The sequence below is a fragment of the Roseateles sp. GW821-FHT09H11 genome (assembly GCF_059415845.1).
The window spans coordinates 33416-51681 of sequence record NZ_JBWKOA010000001.1 but is presented as its reverse complement, the minus strand read 5'-3'; the positions used below and the strand labels follow the sequence as shown (position 1 = coordinate 51681).

Sequence of the window (18266 nt, the reverse complement as noted above, 5' to 3'; positions counted from 1 at the left end):
GAAAGATCTCCGGGGATCAATCACGGCAGGTGGGGCGCCTGGACTTCCAGCGGATGGCCGAGGCTCTCGCAGGCACGTCGGAACGTTGAACAGAACAGCTCGATATCGAAGCCTCTGATGCTCTTCTTCTGCCCCAGAACCGGCAGTGAATCGTGGATCAGGGACAGGGCATACGAGACGACCTGGTCTCCGCTCAACCTGGCGATCAACCCGAAGTCCGGCCGCACGCTCATGTGACCGACGTTGAACGTGTCCGCCTGCGCAGGCAGGCCGAAGTGCGAGCGTCCGGACACCCGCTTCTGGAAGCGGAAAGGATGACGTGCGGAACCGTCGGACCGAGCAAACATCTCCAGCAGCTCAAGCTGAATCAGCAGGTGCTCCATCGGGCCGCCATAGTCGCCGCGCAGCAGCGGCCGCATGGCCTCGAACACGGGATAGAGGGCGTCGGCCGCGGCGGCCGTCGATGAGTCGACGATGTTGGCGTGGAGCCTTACTTCCATGGATTTCCTGGTCGCCTTTGCGCGCTCAGCCGCTCGATGGCCCGGATTCCCGCTTCCATCTTCTCGCGCGCCGAAGAGTTGGCGGAATGCACCCGCATCCGCGGTGGGACGAAGCCGTGCAGCGCCACGGCCTCCTCGACCCACAGCACCACGTCGTACCCGGTCCCGCGCTCGTCGTCGCCCAGGTCGTGATCGAGGCTGACTTCCTCGACCCCGCCGGCCTTCAGCAGCGCGATGACTTCGTCCGGCCAGTACGCGCGCGTCCAGCCTTCGGGGGTGGTTCGTTCATCATCCAGATAGATTCGCATGAGATGGTCTGTCATCGTCCATTGGCGCTGTTTCTCGTTTCGACTCTCCGCTTCTCTCCAAGCTTCTTCGCACGCGCCCCGTGCGGTAGGCAGCTGTCAGCAGTTCCTCGGCTGTCCAATGCCGCGTCAGCCAGATGCTGAGCGCTGTGCATTGGAGATGCCACGACCCCATGCCCCGGAGCGGAGGTCGATGTTCGGCAAGATGGGAGCTGGCCACCCAATACGCCAGATGCTCAGCGGGCGAAGACGGCGGGGAATCGCTCCACAAGTCGAGAACGACACCATAAGGGTTCAATGTCTGGACCACTGGCGTGCCCTCCCCGCGCGCCAGCTTCCAGACGCGTGCCTGCTCTTCGGCGCTCGCCATCACAGTGGGCCGCTCTGGGCGGCCTTCCACACCGGACAGCCCCAACGCATAGAGCAACAGGGGAGACGCGGCGATCAGAAGGACCAGCGCCAGGACGAGGGCCAGAAGAAGTCGAAAGGCTTTCCTCATGATGCTCCGCTGCCAGTCGAATCGCTGTGGGGTCAGTCGTTGTCACGCCGCATCCGGCTGCCACTGGTTGTTCCCTACGCGCTCAGAATAACGCCGCCGCCATGGGTTGCGGGGCAGGTCGTCCCAGGGTGCATGACCTGGCGCCGGACGACTGCGAACTTCCCCCAGGGGAAGGATTGCGGCGTCGGTGATACCGTGGTCGAACCGCAATGCCCAGGCGCTCGACGCGCTGTCGACCTTCATGACCCGTCCGGACTGGACACCACAAGAGCGCAAGCAGGTCATGGCGACAGGGTTGGCGCCGCTGATCGCTTCGGCGGCGATGGCGGGCGCCACTTGGCCGCTGGTCGGAGGCGACGCGCTCACGCTGTTCGCATTGCTCCTTCCCGTCAGCTACGCGACGCTGGTCTTCTGCCTGCTGCCGGCGATCTGGTTGCTGCGACGGTTGAAGCTGCAATCGACCCTGGCAGTCGCCCTCACTTGCGGACTCGCGGTGCTCCTGCCTGGATCGGCGATCTATGGACTCTTCCCCGCCGACTCAGGGAAATACGCCGGCGCCGTCGGCTGCATCCTGCTGTTGCTGGCCCTCCCCGCGTTGATCGCGGCTGCTGCCGGCGCATGGATCCATCGGATCAATCCGGGACATCCGGCGACCGCTCTGGCACGTCATCAACCCTGAGGCGACACCGTCCCCACCGCCTTCAACGCCGCGATCGCGCCCGCATGCGCGCTCACCAGCTCCGGCGACTGGTCGAAGCGCTCCGCGTATCGCTTCATGAACGGATCCGCGCTGTCGCGGTCCAGGCTCAGCAGCCCGCGCAGGCGCTGCGCCACCGGCAGTGGCGTCTGTGTCGCATCCGCCGCGCCGTCGATCGCTTCGTCCAGCATCGTGATCAGCCGACTCAGCGGCTCCAGCCACTTCATCTCCTCGCCGAAGGCCATGACCTGGAGGAACTCGCCCGCGCTCTGCGGACCGTGGGTCTTCTGGTAGTCGCCGCGCTCCAGCTCGACCAGCGCGCGGTGGAGGTCGAGCAGGCTTCGGCGGAGTTGGTGGCAAGCGTCGGTGGTCATGGCGTGGCAGGCAGTCGTGGGGACCACAGGGTAGCCGTTCACGCCGCGCGACGCATGCCCCATCCGGGACAGACACCTCGCGCTTGCGGCAAGGCACGGCCGGTCTCGCCGTCAGCGCGGCTCGGACTTTCCCTGCTCGCCGAAACGGATCGAGATGATCCGCCCCTCGCGGATCCGGATCACCGCCGGCAGGTAGCCGTCGCCACGCTCGTAGAGCCATTCGTCGATCATCACGCAGGCGACCTGCGGCACTTGCTGCACCGGCGGCTGGCCCGGGTAGTACGGCACAGGCGGCGGCGCGTTCGTCAGCACCCGGGCGCAGTACGAATCGGCAATGGCCGGCTGCCCGCAGGCGCGCAGCAGGAAGACCTTGGAATCACCCTCGCGCACACCGCCATCGCTGCAGCGCAGCGACTGGGCATGAACGGCCGCCCCGGCCGCCAGCAAGCTGCCCAGCGCCAGGACCCGGAGGGTCCGGCGGCATCGATTCGCTCTCGTCATGTCACGCTCCCGCGGCGGTCCCGATCGGGGGACAGGTCCACCTGGGAGGGCCAACGGACGCGCCCTCCCCCTCGTTGACCGCCCGCGGGCAATCCCGCTCCGCAGAGCGCGCACCGGCCTCACCGCTGACAGCGCCCAGACCCGCCGACCAGGCCCACTGGTCGGGCTGGTCCGGCCTGGTGATCAGGGCTGCTGGGCCGGCTGGACCTGCTGCGCCGCCTGCGCCGCGCGCGCCTTGTTGACGTAGCCCTTGTACGCCGGCAGCGCGATCGCCGCGATGATGCCGACGAAGAAGAACAGCGGCAGCAGGATCCCCAGGATGCGCACGCCCCAGGTGTTGGCCGGCGGCGGCGGGCCGAAGCGGTTGGCGCCCTTGCTGCCCGGCACGAAGATCCAGATCAGCGCGATCAGCGGGATGAAGACCGTCACCGTCCACCAGCCGCTCATGTCCATGTCATGGCACCGCTTGATGCCGGTGATGATCGTGAACCACAGCGCCACCGCGAATGCCGCCAGACCGAAGACGACGAACCCGGTCGAGTTCCCCAGCGCGAAGGTCAGGCCCATGGACACCGCGCCATGGATCAGCGAGGCGCCTGTCGCGTACGCCAGGTAGCGCAGCCGCCCGATGCGTCCCTTGGACGAGAAGAGATTGAGCTCTCCCGGTCCTTCGGACGCGGCCACGTCGGCCACATGCGCGCGCGGCGCGGCGTATTGATTCAAGGTCTGCTCAGTCATGGGTTCCCTCCGTCGTTGAATTGGATGCGTTGAACGCGTCGAGCGCTACTCAGAGCAACCCGGCCCGCTTGACCTCGTGGTACCGGTTGACCAGCGTGGACGCGAGCTGGCGCGGCTCGACATCGATGGACAGGCGGTCGTGGTCGACCACGCGGGCAAAGGCGTCGTGGCGGGCCTGGGACAGCAGGTGCGCGCTCGCGACCGCGACGGCGTCCTCCGGCCCCGCGATCGGCTGCCCGGCGATGCGGCCCAGCGCCGTCTCGCGCAGGCTGGCCAGCAGCACCAGGTGGCGGCGGCGCAGCAGGCGCAGCGCGGGCTGCAGTTCGGGCGAGTCCTCATCGCGGAAGTTGGTCAGCACGATGACCAGCGAGCGCCGGCGCAGCCGGTGCGACAGCGCCTCCGCCGCGGCCAGGTAGTCCGAATGGTGGCCGCCCGGCTGCAGGTCGTGCATCTTGTTCATCAGCACGTTGAGCGTGCCCATGCCCTTGCGCGGCGCGCAGTCGCGGCTCTGGCCTTCCTCGTTGCCGAAGGTCATCGCGCCGACCTCGTCCCCTTCCGACAGCGCGACGTAGGCCAGCAGCATCAGCGCGTCCAGCGCGTCGTCGAAGTGGCTGGTCTCGCCCACGCCGGCCGACTGCTCGTCCGCGCGCATGCGCCGCCCGCAATCGAGCAGGAACATCACGCACTGGTCGCGCTCGTCCTGGAACTCGCGCACCACCGGCTTGCGATGCCGCAGCGAGGCCTTCACGTCCAGGTGCCGCAGCGGATCGCCGCGCTTGTATTCGGCGAGCTGGCGGAAGTCCGTGCCCTGCCCGCGCTGGATGAAGGTCTTGATGCCGATCTGCGCCAGCCGACGATCGCCGGACAGCCAGGCGTAACGCGCCAGCGCCGCGAAATTCGGATAGACGCGCAGCTCGCTCGCTTCGCCGACGCGGTCGCGCACCTCGAAGCAACCCGCGCGGGTGCGCCACAGCAGTTGCGTGCGACCGAGCTGCGCGACGCCGCGCTGGCGCGCCGTGACGCGGAAGCTCACGCGGCTGCGGCTCTGCGCGCCGAGCACGAGCGAGCGCGGCAGACCTTCGAAATCGAAAAGCGGGTCGAGCTCGTCGAAGACCTGCATCCGCCAGGCCAACTCGCTGGCGTTGACGAGGTCCAGCTTGAGCTCGGTCGACGCGCCGATGGCGAACGCCGCCGGCAGACGGCGCTCGACGCGCACGCCGCTGCGGCGCCACAGGCGCAGGCTGCGCCACAGGTCGACGCCAGCCGCGATCAGCAGCACCCCGAACAGTGCCCCGCCCGCCGGCGCCACCAGTGCCAGCGGCGCGCCGGCCGCCAACGCGAGGGCGGCGGTCAGGGCCAGGCCGGCCAGCAGCACGATGCTGGCCCGGGTGGGCAGGACGACGCGACGAGCGGTGTTCATCAGAGTCGCGGCGCCTCCACGCTCTCCAGCGCGGCGGCCAGGATCTCGTCGAGATCGCGCCCTTCGATCTGGGCGTCCGGCGCCATCGTCACGCGATGACGCAGCACCGCCAGCGCCTGCTTGGCGACGTCGTCGGGCGTGACGAAGTCGCGGCCCTCGATCAACGCGACGGCCCGCGCCGCGCGGATCAGCGCCACGCTCGCGCGCGGCCCCGCGCCGAACTCCAGCCCCGGCCAATTCCGCGTCACGCGGACCACGCGCACCGCGTAGTCGATGACCTTGGCGTCCACGTGCACCAGGCTCGCCAGGCGCTGCAGCTCCAGCACCTGCACGTCGTCCAGCACCGGCTGCACCGCCTCCAGCGGCAGCTCGTGACCGGCGCGGTGTGCCGTCACCAGCTGCACGATGGCCGTCTCTTCATCATGCGTCGGATAACCGATGCGGATCTGCAGCAGGAAGCGGTCGAGCTGCGCCTCGGGCAGCGGGTAGGTGCCCTCGGTGTCGACCGGGTTCTGCGTGGCCATCACGATGAAGGGCCGCGGCAGGGCCAGGCTCTCGCCTTCCAGCGTGGCCTGGTATTCCTGCATCACTTCCAGCAGCGCGCTCTGCGTCTTGGCCGGCGCGCGGTTGATTTCATCGGCCAGCAGCAGGTTGGTGAACACCGGACCCTTGCGCACGCGCAGCTGTCCCAGGCCCGCGCCGGTGTCGTCCAGCACGCTGTGGCCGATGACGTCCGCCGGCATCAGGTCCGGCGTGAACTGCACCCGCGCGTACTTCAGCTGCAGCGCCTGCGCCAGCGTGCGCGCCAGCAGCGTCTTGCCCAGCCCCGGCACGCCCTCGACCAGCACGTGGCCGGACGCCACCACGGCGACGAGCATCTGCTCGACCGCGTCCGGCTGGCCGACCACGGCCTTGCCGACTTCGTTGCGCAGCACCTGCAGCCAGTGCGCGGCGAGCTGGAGTTCCTCGGGCTTGATCATTGCGAAGGTCTTTCGTCGTGAATGCAGTGCTGATTCGGATCGGGGTCGGGTCGAGCTGCGGGGTGAGCGAAGGGTTGAGCGCAGGGTCGCCGGCGGATCACTGGCGGCTGAGCAGGAGCCGCCGCGCGGTCTCGAGCAGATGCAGCCGCGCGGGCAGCTCGGCACGGGTGCAGAACTTGGAGGACATCGCCGCGTACAGCTCGTCCCGCGCCACGCCGGTCGCGGTCGCGACGGCATGCACGCGGTCGGCCAGCGGCAGGCGGGCGTAGCCGCGCAGGGTGCGCGTCGCCGCTTCGGCGAGCGCGCGCTGCTGCGCGGCGAGCAAGGCGTCGCGGCCATGGCGATGCAGGTAGGCGCCCATGCCGCGCACCTGCTCCGAGATCGACCGCCGCAGCCGCGGCGGCGCGGCCAGGCGCGGACCGAAGCGCACCGCGGCGCGCCACAGCGCGGCGACCAGCGCCAGCCCGCCCAGCACGATCGCGATCCAACCGCTGTGCCACAGCCAGGGCGTCAGCGCCTCGCGCTTCTCGTTCAGGTAGATCCACACCGTGGCGCCGGGGTCGGCCTGGACGGTGGCGGCCAGCAGCAGCGACGTGTCGCAACCGAAAGGCGCCTGGCCCTGGAAGAGGAACGCGCTCGTGTTGAGCACCGTCACGCTGCCGCGGCCCTGGGCCGCGCGGATCAGCTGCTGACCGTGCTCCTGCGTGAGCGTCCAGTCCGCCTGCCGGCCCGGCTTGACCTTCAGGCGCTTGCTCCAGTTGAAGCGGTGGCAGAGGTCGAGCGATTCGATCTCGCCGAAGACCGGGGGCTCGGAGACGGCCTCGTCGCGGTTCTCCTCCTCGTCGTCGTCCTTGCCGGCCTTCGCGCCGGCCGACGCCGCGTGCATCGGCGACTTCGGCCGCTGCGCCCTGGCGGCAGCCTCCGGCGCACGCTGGCGCTTGACCTTCTCGCTGATGTCGGCCGCGAAGACGGGCACCCAGCTCTCCAGCCGCGTGTCGTCCCAGTCCGCGCCTTGCAGCAGCACCAGGTGACCGCCGCGCTCGACCCACGCGCGGATCTGCGCGCCGCGTTCCGGCACCAGGTCCCAGTCGGCCGACAGCAGCACCAGCCGCGCGCCCTCCGGCGGCATGCGGTCGAGCTGCTCGTGATGCTCCGCGTGCATGCCGAGCTTGCGCATGATCTGCTCGAACGCGTAGACCGGGTTGCTGCGGGCCTCGCCAGTGGCCGGACGCGGGACGTCCTCCTCCACCCATTCGGTGTTGACCGAGAGCCACCAGCCGCTGGCGATCAGCACCAGCGCGGCCAGCAGCAGGAACAGGCGCTCGCGCGTCATGCCGCGCTCCCGTTCGACGAAACGGCGATTCCGCCCGCGGTCGTGCCGGTCCCGCCGTTGACCGGGCCGACCGCCATGCGTGCGTCGAAGTCGGCGCACAGCGCCTCGAAGCGATCCGCCGCCAGCTCACGCTGCGCATACGCCACCGTCTGCCAGCCCGAGACCAGGCGCGACAGGAAGTCCAGCGCGGCCGGCGACACCCGCGCCGCCGCCAGGACCAGGCATTCGCGCTCGGTGCTGGCCGAGCGGATCGGCACGCCGTGCCCGTGCACCAGCCGCGACAACGCGCCGCGGTACAGCAGCGAGAGCGCGGCGCGCTGCTCGCCGCGCTGCCAGAGCGCGCGCGCGGCGGCGCCGATGTCGTCCGGCAGGCTCTCCGGGCGGATGTCCAGCGAGCCCACGTGCGTCGGTGGCGCGCCCTTCAGCGCGCTGCCGCCCTCCTGCCCCTTGAGCCAGTCCCGCAGCCGCAGCAGCACCCAGACCAGCGCCGCGGCGCCGATCAGCCACAGCGCCACGCGCAGGCCCGCCGACAGGTTCTTGAACATCTCGACCCACCAGCGGAAGTCCTCGGGCTTCTCGAGCTTCTTTTCCGGCGCTTCGTCCTTGGACTTCTTGAAGCGCAGGACCTTTTTCTTTTCCTCGCCCGCCCACAGCGGATCGGCGCGGACTTCGCCTTCGGCGATCCACACGGCCTCGGCATCGATCGCCGACGCGGCGACCTTGACCGGCACGGGCGTCACGCCGGGTCCGGCTGCCGATGCAGAGGGCGCATAGGCCGCAGGCGCTGAAGCCGCCGGCTGCGCGTGGACAGCCCCGCACGCCAGCATCACGGCGGCCAGCAGCAGGTCACGTGAACGCACGGCGGAACTCCTGCTCGATGTCCCAGGCCTCGAGGACCACGCGCCGGTTCAGGTACATGGCGAATCCCGCCGCGACGTAGAACGGCTCCAGGAACAGCACGACCAGCGCGTAGGCCGACGCGACCGCGATGTCCAGCCCCATCTGACCGGCCGCGTGCGCCTCCGGATGGAAGAACCAGTCCCACACGCCGGCGTTGCGGTTCTCCGGCGCGAACCACCAGACCAGCGCGATCAGCGCGTAGCCGAGCACCGCCTCGGCGTGGGCGAAGGCGACCTGCAGCGCGGTGGCCGCGCCGCGGTTGTCGTTGAGCATCAGCTTGGCGCGCTTGCGTCGCGCGGCGCCGCGCTGGCCTTCGAGCTGCTCGATCGGCTGCGTGTAGGCGCGCCACGGCGAGAAGCGCCGCCACAGCAGCGTGCGCAGGAACTGTCCGCCGAAGACCTGCCGGCGCGCGCGCCACAGGTCGCTCCAGCGTGTCGCCTCGCCGAAGACGGCGCGCGACATCACAAACAGCAGGCTGCGGTCCAGCCACGGCTTGAGCCAGAACAGGATCAGGATCGGCAGCGTGCCGCCGAGATCCACCGTGCACATCGCGAGCACCGCGACCGCCAGCAGCAGCGGCGTGAAGCAGCGCCAGATCGACGCCGCGTGCGCACGCACCAGCGCCAGTCCCAGGTCGCAGGCTTCGGCCTGGGTGCGCGGGCGCAGGACGATGGCCAGGCCGTCAACGCGCATGGGGGCGCTCCCGGTCCGTCTCCCGGCCCGTCACCCGGTCCGTCTCCCGGCCCACCTCTCGACCGGCCTCTCGACCCATCAGGCCGAGCCACGCCACCACCAGCCCCCAGCACACGGCCGCCACGCCGTACTTGACGCCCGGCGCGATCCAGGCGGCGGACGACCAGAAGGCCTCGAAGGCGGCGGCGACCAGCAGCAGGAAGAAGGCCGCGTAGACGATGGGCACGGAGGCGCGCGCCGACGCGGCCAGCGCCTCGATGCGGCCGAGCCGTCCGGGCGCCAGCCAGCCCAGCCCCATGCGCAATCCCGCCGCGCCGCACAGCACGATGCCGGTCAGCTCGAAGGCCGAATGCGTGGCCACGAAAGGCCAGAAGTTGTGGCCGAGCCCGACCCGCGTCAGGTGCCCGGCGACCGCACCGATCATCAGCCCGTTGTAGAGCAGCACGAGGGCGCTGCCCACGCCCGCCAGGATGCCCGCGCCGAAGCAGCGGAAGCCGATGCCGACGTTGTGGAAGATGTAGACGCCGAACATGTACCAGTCGTCGCCGGCCTCGCGCAGGCGGCCGAAGGCGCGCTTGCCGTCGCCGTACATCGACTCGTACTCGCGCAGCTGGCTCGCGTCCAGCAGGCGGAGCGCGAAATCGGGACCCGACCACGCGAGCAGGAAGGCCACGACCAACGGCAACACGAACAGCACGGTCGCCGCCAGCACGAAGCGTCCCTGCGCGCGCACGGCGCGGGGCAGATCGACGCGCAGCAGGCGCGACAGCTGCCGCAGGCCGTAGTCCTGCCGGCGGTAGATCAGCTGGTGCGCGTCCTGCGTCAGCGCTTCGAGCCGCGCCACCAGGTGGATCGGGTACGCGCGCGACTGCGCCAGCGCCAGGTGTTCGCAGACGCGGCGGTACTGCGACGCGAGCAACGCGCCGTCCGCACTCTTGCCCAGCTTGGCGAGCGCCAGTTCCGCGGCGAAGGCCTCCCACAGCGGGCCGTAGGTCGCCTCGAAATGCATCGGACTCATGCGCGCTTCCCCATCAACCATTGCGCGACGCCGAGCAGCCGTTCGGACGCGCTGCGTCTCTTCTCGCCGGGCTGTTCCGCCGGCAACACGGGGACGGCCAGGGACGCGAGTTCCTCGAAACGTTCCGGCGTCAGCCGCTTCGCGCGGCCAGCCCAGGCGCGGACGGCGGCCTGCTCGCGCTGGTTCAGCGGCCGTGCCGGCGCCAGGCTGGGCGCGGCGGGCGGCGCGTCATGCAGGATCACCGGCTGGGCGTACACGACGAGCGTGCCGGCGGCCAGGTCGCCCAGGCGCTTGCAATCGCGGTGGAGCAGCATCGTCACGATGCCGAAGGCGTAGGCCAGCGGCAGGAAGTCCGCGACGCGCAGCAGGTTGCGGGTGACGGACGCAGCCGGCGTGACCGGCAGACCGGTGTCCATGACCACGCGCAGGCCTGCCGCCTGCTTGCCGGGCGTGGCGCCGGAACGGCCGAGTTCGAAGGCGATCGGGTACAGCCACTCCACGAGGAACATCCCGATCAGCATCAGGCCGAAGCCCAGCCCCCCCAGGCCGCCGAAGGCGCCCAGCGACATCACCAGGACCAGGTCGAGGACCAGCCGGATGAACAGGTCCAGCAGGAAGGCCATGGTCCGCGCCACCAGCCCGGCGGGCCGCAGGGACAGGACGATGCCTTCAGGGGTCTCGGCCAGCGCCAGCGTGTCGATGCGCGGCGCGGGCACGGCGGGATGCGGGTTCAGAGCTTGATCACCTTCGTGTCGGCGATCGTGTCATGCAGGCACTTGCGCGATTCGCGGAAGATCAGCACGCAGTCGAGCAGCGCGTAGATCATCGAGGTGACGCCGTTGGCGTTCAGCACGAAGCCGATGCCGTAGCGCAGGCCGAGCAGCCGCCAGGCGTCCGGCCTGGAGCCGTCGGAGCGCACGATGCGCATCTTGAAGAGCATCTTGCCGATGGTCTGTCCGCGCTTGAGCAGGGGCCAGGCCTGAACCAGCAGGAAGGCCGCCAGCCCGAGGAACAGCGACGACAGGTTCAAGGCGGTGAGGGAGAAGTTCCGTCCACGGGTGTCGAGCACGTCCTTGACGGCCGGCACCAGGAACGCGGCCAGCATCAGGACCGCCCAGAGGATGCCGGCATCGATGAGCGCCGCGATGAGGCGGGTGCCGCGTCCGGCCAGGACCTCGCCGGATTCCTGCGCAGCCACGTCGGCCACCACGGCCTGAGGCGGCGCGAAGCGGTCTTCCGTTGAAACTGACATCTTTCCCTCCCTCTCAGAATTTTGGGGGGCATTGTGTCAGTGCTGACTGGGGTGGTCGATGGGGGCATCACCGACCTGGACGCGATCCGCCACACCCTCTGGGGGGATTGCTGTCATCGGGTGATCACGCAGGGGCCGGGTCTTGCGCGGGCCTCACACGAGGACGAGTCCCAGATGGTGATTCTGGGCGTCGTCGGGCTGAAATCCCTCCTGCAACCGCGTCAGTTCCGGTCCGGCCGCACCGGCAGCCCACCGGAGGATCCATCCGCTTCCGTCACACGGCCACTCGCCCGGCGACTGGCACGACTGCCGGCGGCGGGCTTGGCGGAGACGCCTGGCGTGGCGGTCGCTGGCGATGCGGTGTCTGCAGGTTCGACCTCCGGCGCCTGGGCCGGCGTCGGCGTGGCGCCCGGTGCTGGCGCCGCGGGCGTCACTGTCGGCGCCGGCGTCGGCACTGCGGGCCGCGACGCCGAGGCGGCGGGCGGGCTCATCGAGGCGGCCTCCAGCGGCGGGCCCACGGTCCCGGACTGGCGCCGGCTGGCGTTGGACGTGACCGGCGGTTCCGTCGTCTGCGCGATGGCAGCCGCCGCGACCAGGGTGACGCAGAACGCGGTCAGGAAGGTGCTGAAGTGCTTCATCGCCTGTCCTCCAGGGGAACGGAGTTCCGGGGTGGCGCGAGACGTCGGCGCCGAACAGACCACGCGGCAATCGGCGCTCCCGGGCAAGGGCGACGAAAAAGGCGACGGCAATGGCGACGGCAAAGGCGATGGCGCCTTGAAGCGGGTCAGCCCTCCGGAACCCGGTTCAACAACGGCTCCCCGCGCTCGAACGCGCTGAGGCTTTCCAGCGTCGTGGCCATGATCTGCCCGATGGCCTCGACGGTGAAGAAGGCCTGATGCCCGGTGACGATCACGTTCGGGAAGGACACCAGCCGCTGGATCACATCGTCGTGGATCACCGTCGAGGACAGGTCCTGGAAGAACAGGCTGGCCTCCTGCTCGTAGACGTCGATCGCCAGGCCGCCGAGCTGGCCCGTCTTCAGCGCCTGCGTCGCCGCCTCGGTGTCGACCAGGCCGCCGCGGCTCGTGTTCACCAGGATCGCGCCGCGCTTGAGCTGCGCCAGCGAGTTCGCATCGACGATGTGACGCGTCTGTTCCGTCAGCGGGCAGTGCAGCGAGATCACGTCCGACCGCGCCATCAGCTCGGGCAACGGCACGTAGCGGCCGCCGAGTGCCTCGAACGCCGGCTTCGGGAACGCGTCGTGGCCCAGCATCGTGCAGCCGAAGCCCGCCATGATCCGCGCGAAGATCGTGCCGATCTTGCCCGTGCCGATCACCCCCACCGTCTTGCCGTGCAGGTCGAAACCCATCAGGCCGTCGAGCTCGAAGTTGCCGTCCCGCGTGCGCACGCTGGCGCGGACGATCTTGCGGTTGACCGCCAGCAGCAGGCCGACGGCGAACTCGGCCACCGAGTACGGCGAGTAGTCGGTGACCCGCACGACCTCGATGCCCAGCCGGCGCGCGGCCGCCGCATCGATGTGATTGAAGCCGGTCGACCGCGTCGCCACCAGCAGCGTGCCCTGCGCCGCGAGCCGGGTCAGCACCTCGGCATCCACGGCGTCGTTGACGAACACGCACACCGCCTGGCATCCGGCGGCCAGCGCCGCCGTGTCGACGGTCAGCCGGTCCTGCACGAACACGAGCTCGTGGCCGATCTCCCGGTTCACCTGCTGCAGAAGGGTCTGGTCGTATCGACGGGTACTGAAGACGGCGGTTTTCATCGGGCCTGCTCCTTCCGTTCCATTGAAACATGAAGAAACGGTCGCGGAGCCGATCAGGTGAATGATGCGGGGGCGTGACGGTCTCCGTCGCGCCGGCTCGGCCAGGCCATGCCCGTCCCGTCCGGCAACGGCGTGATCGTCGGACCAAGGGGTTGGCGTGCCATCGCAAGCGCTCCTACACTCAGCAGGCGTCCTTCGCCGGGTCACATCAGGGAGATCAACAGATGACCGAAGAGACCGCGCAGCCCGTCGTCCTTTTCGTGGATGACGAGCCGTCGATCCTGAGCGCGCTGCGTCGGCTGGTCCGACCGCAGGGCTATCGCGTGCTGCTGGCACCGGGCGGTGCCGCCGGCCTGGAGATCCTGGCCACGGAGACCGTCGACGTGGTGGTCTCCGACATGCGCATGCCGGAGATGGATGGCGCCGAGTTCCTCGAACAGGTGCGCGAGCGCTGGCCGTCGGTCGGCCGCATCCTGCTCACCGGTTATGCCGACATCCAGGCCACGGTGGCCGCCGTGAACCGCGGGCAGATCCAGCGCCACATCGCCAAGCCCTGGGACGACCGCGAGCTGCTGCTGGCGATCGACGACGCGCTGGCGCGCCGCCGGCTCGAGGTGGAGAACCGCGCACTGCTCCAGCTCACCAAGACCCAGAACGCGGAACTGCAGTCGCTCAATGCCGACCTCTCGCACCGCGTGCGCGCACGCACGCAGGAGCTGGAGCAGGTCAACGCCATGCTGGAGAAGTCCTTCGACCAGGTGAAGGAAACCTTCCTCCTGTCCATCCAGGTGTTCTCGGGCCTGCTGGAGTTGCGCGAAGGCGGGCTGGCCGGCTACTCCCGGCAGGTCGCGGACCTGGCGCGGCGCACGGCGCGTCGCATGGGCCTGGGCCCGCGGGTCGAGGAGGACGTGCACAGCGCGGGCCTGCTGCACGAGATCGGCAAGATGGGCTTTCCGGACGCGCTGCTGCGCAAGCCGGTGTCGACGATGAACGCGGAAGAGATGGCGCGCTACCGGCGTCACACGCTCAACGGCGAGGCCGCCCTGCTGCCGCTGGGACACCTGCAACATGTCGCGCGGCTGGTGCGCTCGCAGCACGAGCGCGTGGACGGCAAGGGCTTCCCGGACGGTCTGTCGGGCGACGCGGTACCGCTGGCGGCGCAGGTTCTCAGCGTGGCCAGCGACTACTGCGCGGCACACTCGGGCCGGATGGCCGAGCAGCACTTCTCCCCCGCCCAGGCCTTGCAACTCGTGCGCGGCGGCGCCGGCACGCGCTACGAGCCGGAAGTGGTCGAGGCCTTCGAACTGGCGCTGACCGACGAGCCGGAGGACAAGCCCCGCGATCGCCAGATCAGCCCGTCGGACGTCGAGCCGGGCATGGTGCTCGCGCGCGACCTGCTCACGCCCAAGGGCACGCTGCTGCTGGCGGCGGGGCATGTCTTCGACGGGCGGATGGTGCGGCAGATCCGCGAGTTCGCCGGTCGCGAGGGCGCCCGGCTGGCGCTCTACGTCCGCTTGCCGGATGACGACGGCGCACCACGCCTGGCGGCGACCGCCGCCCAAGGAGCCTCCCATGGATGAACGCATCCTGATCGTGGATGACGAGCCCGGCATCCTGCATGCCCTGCATCGCCTGCTCCGGCATGGCCTGGCTGCCGCGGACGGCAGCCGCTACATCGTCGACGAGTGCGCCAACGGCGCGCTGGCGCTGGAACAGGCGCGGCGCCATCGCTATGCGCTGGCCATCTCCGACTACCGCATGCCGGAGATGAATGGCGTGGACTTCCTGACGGCGCTGCGCACGCTGCAACCGGAGTGCGAGCGCATCATCCTGTCGGGCTACACCGACCTGAACGCGCTGGTCCGCGCCGTCAACGAGGCGGCCATCGCGCGTTTCATCGCCAAGCCCTGGGCCGACTTCGAGCTGCTCAGCGCGGTGCGGCAGGTGCTGCAGGTGCGCGAGCTGACGATCGAGAACCGCCGGCTGGCCGACCTCGTCCGCACGCAGCAGGGCCAGATCAGCGTGCAGGAGGCGGAGCTGCGCCGACTCGAGCGCCTGGAGCCCGGCATCACCCACGTCAACTGGGCCGAGGACGGCTCCTTCATCCTGGAAGATCCCGGAGAAGTGAAGCTATGAGCGCGCACATCGCAGCGCCCGAGGACACGGCGACCGGGCTGCCGGCCGGCTGGGCGATCGCCCTGGAAGCGGTGACGACGCCGATCCTCGTCCATGACGAGCAGTCCATCGTGCATGCCAATGCGGCCATGCTCCGCCTGCTGGGCTACGACGCGCGGGCGCTGGCGGAGATGCCGTTCGACGCCTGGGCCGCGCCCGAGCAGCAGGCAGCGCTGCGGACCTACGGGCTGCAGGCCATCGGCGCGGAGGGTCCGCCGCCGGCGATCGAGATCGATGCCCTCACCGCGAGCGGCTCGACGCGGTCGCTCGAACTGAACGCGCGACCGATCGTGGTGCAGGGTCGCCGCCTGAATGTGCTCACGGTGCAGGATCTGAGCGACATCCGCCATGTGCAGACCAGCCTGCTGGATGTGGGACGCGTCCTGCACCAGATCATCGAGAACAACCCCGTGGCCAGCTTCGTGCTCGATGCCGAGCACCGGGTCACGCACTGGAATGCCGCCTGCAGCAAGCTCACCGGCCGGGACCGCTTCGACATGCTGGGGCGACAGGACGCCTGGTCGGCCTTCTACGTGGAACAGCGCCCGCTGCTGGCCGACCTGATCATCGACGGCGCGATCGACGCGCACAACGGGCCGCTTTATGAGGGACGCTGCCGCCGTTCGGAGACGATCGACGACGCCTACGAGGTCGAGTCCTTCTTCCCACAGATGGACCAGGGCGGGCGCTGGCTGTTCTTCACCGCCGCGCCGCTGATGGACGCGAACGGGACCGTCATCGGCGCCATCGAGACGCTGCAGGACGTGACACAGCGTCGTCGCGCGGAAGAGGAATTGCGCCGCCATCGCGCCGAGCTGGAGGAACTGGTCAGCGAGCGCACCGCCGAATTGCTGCTGACGCACCATGAACTGGAGGCCTTCCTGGAGAACGCTTCGGTGGGCATCGTCACCACGCTGAACCAGCGGATCGTGCGAGGCAATCGCAAGTTCAGCGAGACCTTCGAACTGGACGGCGCGTCGCCCAGCGGGATCCCGACGCGTTCCTTCTTCGTCAGCGACGAGGATTTCCAGTCGCTGGGCGCGGTCGCCTACCCGGTGCTCACGCGCGGCGAGTCCCTGCAGCACGAGATGGAGATGGTGTCCGCGCGCGGCCGGCGACTGTGGATCGAAATGATCGCGTATGTGGCCAACCCCCATGACCGCCTGGCGCAAACCTGGTGGCTGCTGCAGGACCGGAGCAAGGAGCGCCAGGTGCAGCGCGAACTGGAAGAGAACTACCGGCGCATCAAGTTGACCAACAGCCGGCTCGAAGAAGCCCAGAACCAGCTGCTGCAGTCCGAGAAGATGGCCTCGATCGGCCAGCTGGCCGCGGGCGTCGCGCACGAGATCAACAATCCGATCGGCTTCGTCAGTTCCAACATGAGCACCCTTCGGAGCTACGTGGAACCGATGTTCGAGCTGCTCGAGACGATGCAGGCGCTGACGCCCGGCGCCCTGCCCGAGTCCGTCGACCGCGCGCTGCGGGAACTGGACAAGCGCATCGATCTGGCCTTCGTGAAGGAGGACCTGCCGCAACTGCTCGACGAGAGCGACGACGGCCTGGTGCGCGTCAAGAAGATCGTGCAGGACCTGAAGGACTTCTCGCGGGTCGACCACGCGGAGTGGCAGGACGCCGACCTCAACGCCGGGCTCGACTCGACGCTCAATGTGGTCATGAACGAGGTCAAGTACAAGGCCGAGGTGAAGAAGGACTACGGCGTGCTGCCACCGGTGCGTTGCATCGCGGCGCAGTTGAACCAGGTCTTCATGAACCTGATCGTCAACGCCGCCCATGCGATCCCGCAGCGCGGCGAGATCCGCCTGAGCACGCGCGCGCAGGACGGGTGGGTGTGCGTGGAAGTGGAGGACACCGGGTGCGGCATGAGCGAAGAGGTCCGGCGCCGGATCTTCGAGCCCTTCTTCACCACCAAGCCGGTGGGCAAAGGCACCGGCCTGGGCCTGTCGCTGTCCTACTCCATCGTGCAGAAGCACGCGGGCCGGATCGAAGTGATCAGCGCTCCGGGCGAAGGGACGACCTTCCAGGTCTGGATACCGGAAACGCCCAGGGAAGACGCCACCGTGTCGTGACGATGTCCTGGCGGGACTGCCCCGCCTTCAGGTCCGCCTTCAGATCCGCCTTCAGGCCGGCTCCGGTTCCCGCTCCTGCGTCAAGCGCTCGCGGATCACCGCATTGACCTCGGCGCCGTAGATCAGCGTCGTCGCGCTAATGTAGAGGAACACCAGCGTGGCCACCACGCCGGCGAAGCTGCCGTAGAGCAGCGCCAGCTTGCCCGCGCTGCGCAGCGTGTACGAGAGCGTCGCCGCCGACGCCACCCAGAGCGCCGCGCCGACGATGGCGCCGGGCAGCACGGTGCGCAGCCGCTGGCGGATGTCGGGGAGCCAGCCGTAGAGCAGCGCGTACAGCACCGTCAGCACCGGCAAGGCGACGCCGTAGCGCACGCTGTTGCGCAGCCAGAGCGTCTCGCGGCCCTTGCCGACGCTGTTCTCCAGCGCGTCCCACACATACGGCATGACGATGACGGAGCTGAAGATGGCGAGGATGCCGCCCCCGACGATCAACGTGAACAGCGTGACCTTCAGGCGCGCCCGCCAGAACGGCAGGCCGCGCTCGATGGCGTAGGCGCGGTTCAGGGCGGTGCGCACCGCCTGCATGCCCGACGACGCCGTCCACAGCGTGACGAAGAGACCGATCGCCAGCAGCGCCTGGCTGCGCTGGGCCAGCACCTGGTTGACCACCGGCTGCAGCGCGCTGCGCACGAGCGGTGGCGCGTATTCCACGACGCGGCTTGCCAGCGCGGCCGCATCGCCGGGCGACCCGATGTAGGCCGCGCCCGCCGAGAGCAGCAGCAGCAACGGGAACATCGACAGCACCATCGAGAACGCCATGCTCCCCGCCTGGTTGGCGCTCTGGTGCAGCACGTAGTTGCGGATGGCGAGCAGCAGGACGCCGAGGACGGGCGTGCGCACGGCAGCCCGCCGCGCCCACCGCCAGAACGCGGTCAGGCGCAGCATGCTTTGGACCGCTCAGATCGCGATGTCGGGTGGGCGGCGATACTCACGGTTTGAGGAGTTGATCGAAAT

Annotated in this window: 20 protein-coding genes; 4 read left to right on the top strand and 16 right to left on the bottom strand. The window is 69.5% G+C overall.

Annotated elements, in window-relative coordinates:
• Positions 1-20 precede the first annotated feature (20 nt).
• Positions 21-419: a hypothetical protein gene (locus tag AC07PR_RS00235; protein ID WP_495133968.1), complete on the bottom strand. Its 399-nt coding sequence runs from the start codon at positions 417-419 to the stop codon at positions 21-23.
• 71 nt (positions 420-490) lie between these two features.
• A complete protein-coding gene (locus AC07PR_RS00230; protein ID WP_495133967.1) occupies positions 491-808 on the bottom strand; it encodes a cyclic-phosphate processing receiver domain-containing protein in 318 nt (105 codons plus the stop codon).
• A gap of 737 nt (positions 809-1545) precedes the next feature.
• Between AC07PR_RS00230 and AC07PR_RS00225 the strand changes: the two genes are divergently transcribed.
• Positions 1546-1983: a hypothetical protein gene (locus AC07PR_RS00225; protein ID WP_495133966.1), complete on the top strand. Its 438-nt coding sequence runs from the start codon at positions 1546-1548 to the stop codon at positions 1981-1983.
• Here AC07PR_RS00225 and AC07PR_RS00220 read toward each other — a convergent pair.
• The 13 genes from AC07PR_RS00220 to AC07PR_RS00160 form a co-directional block, all read right to left on the bottom strand.
• Positions 1974-2375, bottom strand: a complete 402-nt coding sequence (locus AC07PR_RS00220; protein WP_431103947.1) for a hypothetical protein — start codon at positions 2373-2375, stop codon at positions 1974-1976. The two genes, AC07PR_RS00225 and AC07PR_RS00220, sit on opposite strands and share 10 nt — an antisense overlap.
• A gap of 111 nt (positions 2376-2486) precedes the next feature.
• Entirely contained in the window at positions 2487-2876 is a 390-nt protein-coding gene (locus AC07PR_RS00215) for a DUF2845 domain-containing protein (protein WP_495133965.1), read from the bottom strand.
• A 183-nt stretch (positions 2877-3059) separates the two neighbouring features.
• On the bottom strand, positions 3060-3614 hold the full coding sequence (locus AC07PR_RS00210) for a DUF805 domain-containing protein (RefSeq protein WP_377154649.1): 555 nt from the start codon (positions 3612-3614) through the stop codon (positions 3060-3062).
• A gap of 49 nt (positions 3615-3663) precedes the next feature.
• Entirely contained in the window at positions 3664-5034 is a 1371-nt protein-coding gene (locus AC07PR_RS00205; RefSeq protein ID WP_495133964.1) for a DUF58 domain-containing protein, read from the bottom strand.
• Positions 5034-6014 (bottom strand): AAA family ATPase, encoded by a 981-nt coding sequence (locus tag AC07PR_RS00200; RefSeq protein WP_495133963.1) that lies wholly within the window; start codon positions 6012-6014, stop codon positions 5034-5036. The genes AC07PR_RS00205 and AC07PR_RS00200 overlap by 1 nt, the downstream gene beginning before the upstream one ends.
• A gap of 97 nt (positions 6015-6111) precedes the next feature.
• Complete coding sequence (locus AC07PR_RS00195; RefSeq protein WP_495133962.1) at positions 6112-7347, bottom strand: DUF4350 domain-containing protein; 1236 nt, start codon at positions 7345-7347, stop codon at positions 6112-6114.
• On the bottom strand, positions 7344-8207 hold the full coding sequence (locus AC07PR_RS00190; RefSeq protein WP_495133961.1) for a DUF4129 domain-containing protein: 864 nt from the start codon (positions 8205-8207) through the stop codon (positions 7344-7346). Before AC07PR_RS00190 ends, AC07PR_RS00195 begins: the two co-directional genes overlap by 4 nt.
• Positions 8194-8940 (bottom strand): hypothetical protein, encoded by a 747-nt coding sequence (locus tag AC07PR_RS00185; protein WP_431103954.1) that lies wholly within the window; start codon positions 8938-8940, stop codon positions 8194-8196. Before AC07PR_RS00185 ends, AC07PR_RS00190 begins: the two co-directional genes overlap by 14 nt.
• Entirely contained in the window at positions 8930-9958 is a 1029-nt protein-coding gene (locus tag AC07PR_RS00180; RefSeq protein WP_495133960.1) for a stage II sporulation protein M, read from the bottom strand. The genes AC07PR_RS00185 and AC07PR_RS00180 overlap by 11 nt, the downstream gene beginning before the upstream one ends.
• On the bottom strand, positions 9955-10674 hold the full coding sequence (locus AC07PR_RS00175) for an RDD family protein (RefSeq protein ID WP_495133959.1): 720 nt from the start codon (positions 10672-10674) through the stop codon (positions 9955-9957). Before AC07PR_RS00175 ends, AC07PR_RS00180 begins: the two co-directional genes overlap by 4 nt.
• A gap of 14 nt (positions 10675-10688) precedes the next feature.
• Positions 10689-11210 carry an RDD family protein gene (locus AC07PR_RS00170; protein WP_377154633.1) on the bottom strand — a complete coding sequence of 174 codons (522 nt, stop codon included), beginning with the start codon at positions 11208-11210 and terminating at the stop codon, positions 10689-10691.
• A gap of 221 nt (positions 11211-11431) precedes the next feature.
• Positions 11432-11848 (bottom strand): hypothetical protein, encoded by a 417-nt coding sequence (locus AC07PR_RS00165; protein ID WP_495133958.1) that lies wholly within the window; start codon positions 11846-11848, stop codon positions 11432-11434.
• 146 nt (positions 11849-11994) lie between these two features.
• The gene (locus tag AC07PR_RS00160; protein WP_495133957.1) at positions 11995-12990 is read right to left on the bottom strand and encodes a 2-hydroxyacid dehydrogenase; all 996 of its coding nucleotides are present in this window, start codon (positions 12988-12990) and stop codon (positions 11995-11997) included.
• A 224-nt stretch (positions 12991-13214) separates the two neighbouring features.
• On the opposite strand from AC07PR_RS00160, the gene nosR reads away from it, so the two are divergent.
• The 3 genes from nosR to AC07PR_RS00145 are packed head-to-tail and all read left to right on the top strand — an operon-like array spanning position 13215 to position 17252.
• Complete coding sequence (gene nosR / locus AC07PR_RS00155) at positions 13215-14570, top strand: response regulator c-di-GMP phosphodiesterase, NosR family (protein WP_495133956.1); 1356 nt, start codon at positions 13215-13217, stop codon at positions 14568-14570.
• Positions 14563-15126 (top strand): response regulator, encoded by a 564-nt coding sequence (locus AC07PR_RS00150; protein ID WP_377154627.1) that lies wholly within the window; start codon positions 14563-14565, stop codon positions 15124-15126. Before nosR ends, AC07PR_RS00150 begins: the two co-directional genes overlap by 8 nt.
• On the top strand, positions 15123-17252 hold the full coding sequence (locus AC07PR_RS00145) for an ATP-binding protein (RefSeq protein ID WP_495133955.1): 2130 nt from the start codon (positions 15123-15125) through the stop codon (positions 17250-17252). Before AC07PR_RS00150 ends, AC07PR_RS00145 begins: the two co-directional genes overlap by 4 nt.
• A 51-nt stretch (positions 17253-17303) precedes the next feature.
• Here AC07PR_RS00145 and AC07PR_RS00140 read toward each other — a convergent pair whose 3' ends face one another.
• Positions 17304-18197: a YihY/virulence factor BrkB family protein gene (locus AC07PR_RS00140; protein ID WP_377154623.1), complete on the bottom strand. Its 894-nt coding sequence runs from the start codon at positions 18195-18197 to the stop codon at positions 17304-17306.
• Positions 18198-18266 lie beyond the last annotated feature (69 nt).

What these genes read in the sequence shown, in the direction of transcription:
- AC07PR_RS00235 (WP_495133968.1), bottom strand. Translation starts at nt 419, where the DNA reads ATGCGGCCGCTGCTGCGCGGCGACTATGGCGGCCCGATGGAGCACCTG.
- AC07PR_RS00230 (WP_495133967.1), bottom strand. Translation starts at nt 808, where the DNA reads ATGCGAATCTATCTGGATGATGAACGAACCACCCCCGAAGGCTGGACG.
- AC07PR_RS00225 (WP_495133966.1), top strand. Translation starts at nt 1,546, where the DNA reads ATGACCCGTCCGGACTGGACACCACAAGAGCGCAAGCAGGTCATGGCG.
- AC07PR_RS00220 (WP_431103947.1), bottom strand. Translation starts at nt 2,375, where the DNA reads ATGACCACCGACGCTTGCCACCAACTCCGCCGAAGCCTGCTCGACCTC.
- AC07PR_RS00215 (WP_495133965.1), bottom strand. Translation starts at nt 2,876, where the DNA reads ATGACGAGAGCGAATCGATGCCGCCGGACCCTCCGGGTCCTGGCGCTG.
- AC07PR_RS00210 (WP_377154649.1), bottom strand. Translation starts at nt 3,614, where the DNA reads ATGACTGAGCAGACCTTGAATCAATACGCCGCGCCGCGCGCGCATGTG.
- AC07PR_RS00205 (WP_495133964.1), bottom strand. Translation starts at nt 5,034, where the DNA reads ATGAACACCGCTCGTCGCGTCGTCCTGCCCACCCGGGCCAGCATCGTG.
- AC07PR_RS00200 (WP_495133963.1), bottom strand. Translation starts at nt 6,014, where the DNA reads ATGATCAAGCCCGAGGAACTCCAGCTCGCCGCGCACTGGCTGCAGGTG.
- AC07PR_RS00195 (WP_495133962.1), bottom strand. Translation starts at nt 7,347, where the DNA reads ATGACGCGCGAGCGCCTGTTCCTGCTGCTGGCCGCGCTGGTGCTGATC.
- AC07PR_RS00185 (WP_431103954.1), bottom strand. Translation starts at nt 8,940, where the DNA reads ATGCGCGTTGACGGCCTGGCCATCGTCCTGCGCCCGCGCACCCAGGCC.
- AC07PR_RS00180 (WP_495133960.1), bottom strand. Translation starts at nt 9,958, where the DNA reads ATGAGTCCGATGCATTTCGAGGCGACCTACGGCCCGCTGTGGGAGGCC.
- AC07PR_RS00170 (WP_377154633.1), bottom strand. Translation starts at nt 11,210, where the DNA reads ATGTCAGTTTCAACGGAAGACCGCTTCGCGCCGCCTCAGGCCGTGGTG.
- AC07PR_RS00165 (WP_495133958.1), bottom strand. Translation starts at nt 11,848, where the DNA reads ATGAAGCACTTCAGCACCTTCCTGACCGCGTTCTGCGTCACCCTGGTC.
- AC07PR_RS00160 (WP_495133957.1), bottom strand. Translation starts at nt 12,990, where the DNA reads ATGAAAACCGCCGTCTTCAGTACCCGTCGATACGACCAGACCCTTCTG.
- nosR (WP_495133956.1), top strand. Translation starts at nt 13,215, where the DNA reads ATGACCGAAGAGACCGCGCAGCCCGTCGTCCTTTTCGTGGATGACGAG.
- AC07PR_RS00150 (WP_377154627.1), top strand. Translation starts at nt 14,563, where the DNA reads ATGGATGAACGCATCCTGATCGTGGATGACGAGCCCGGCATCCTGCAT.
- AC07PR_RS00145 (WP_495133955.1), top strand. Translation starts at nt 15,123, where the DNA reads ATGAGCGCGCACATCGCAGCGCCCGAGGACACGGCGACCGGGCTGCCG.
- AC07PR_RS00140 (WP_377154623.1), bottom strand. Translation starts at nt 18,197, where the DNA reads ATGCTGCGCCTGACCGCGTTCTGGCGGTGGGCGCGGCGGGCTGCCGTG.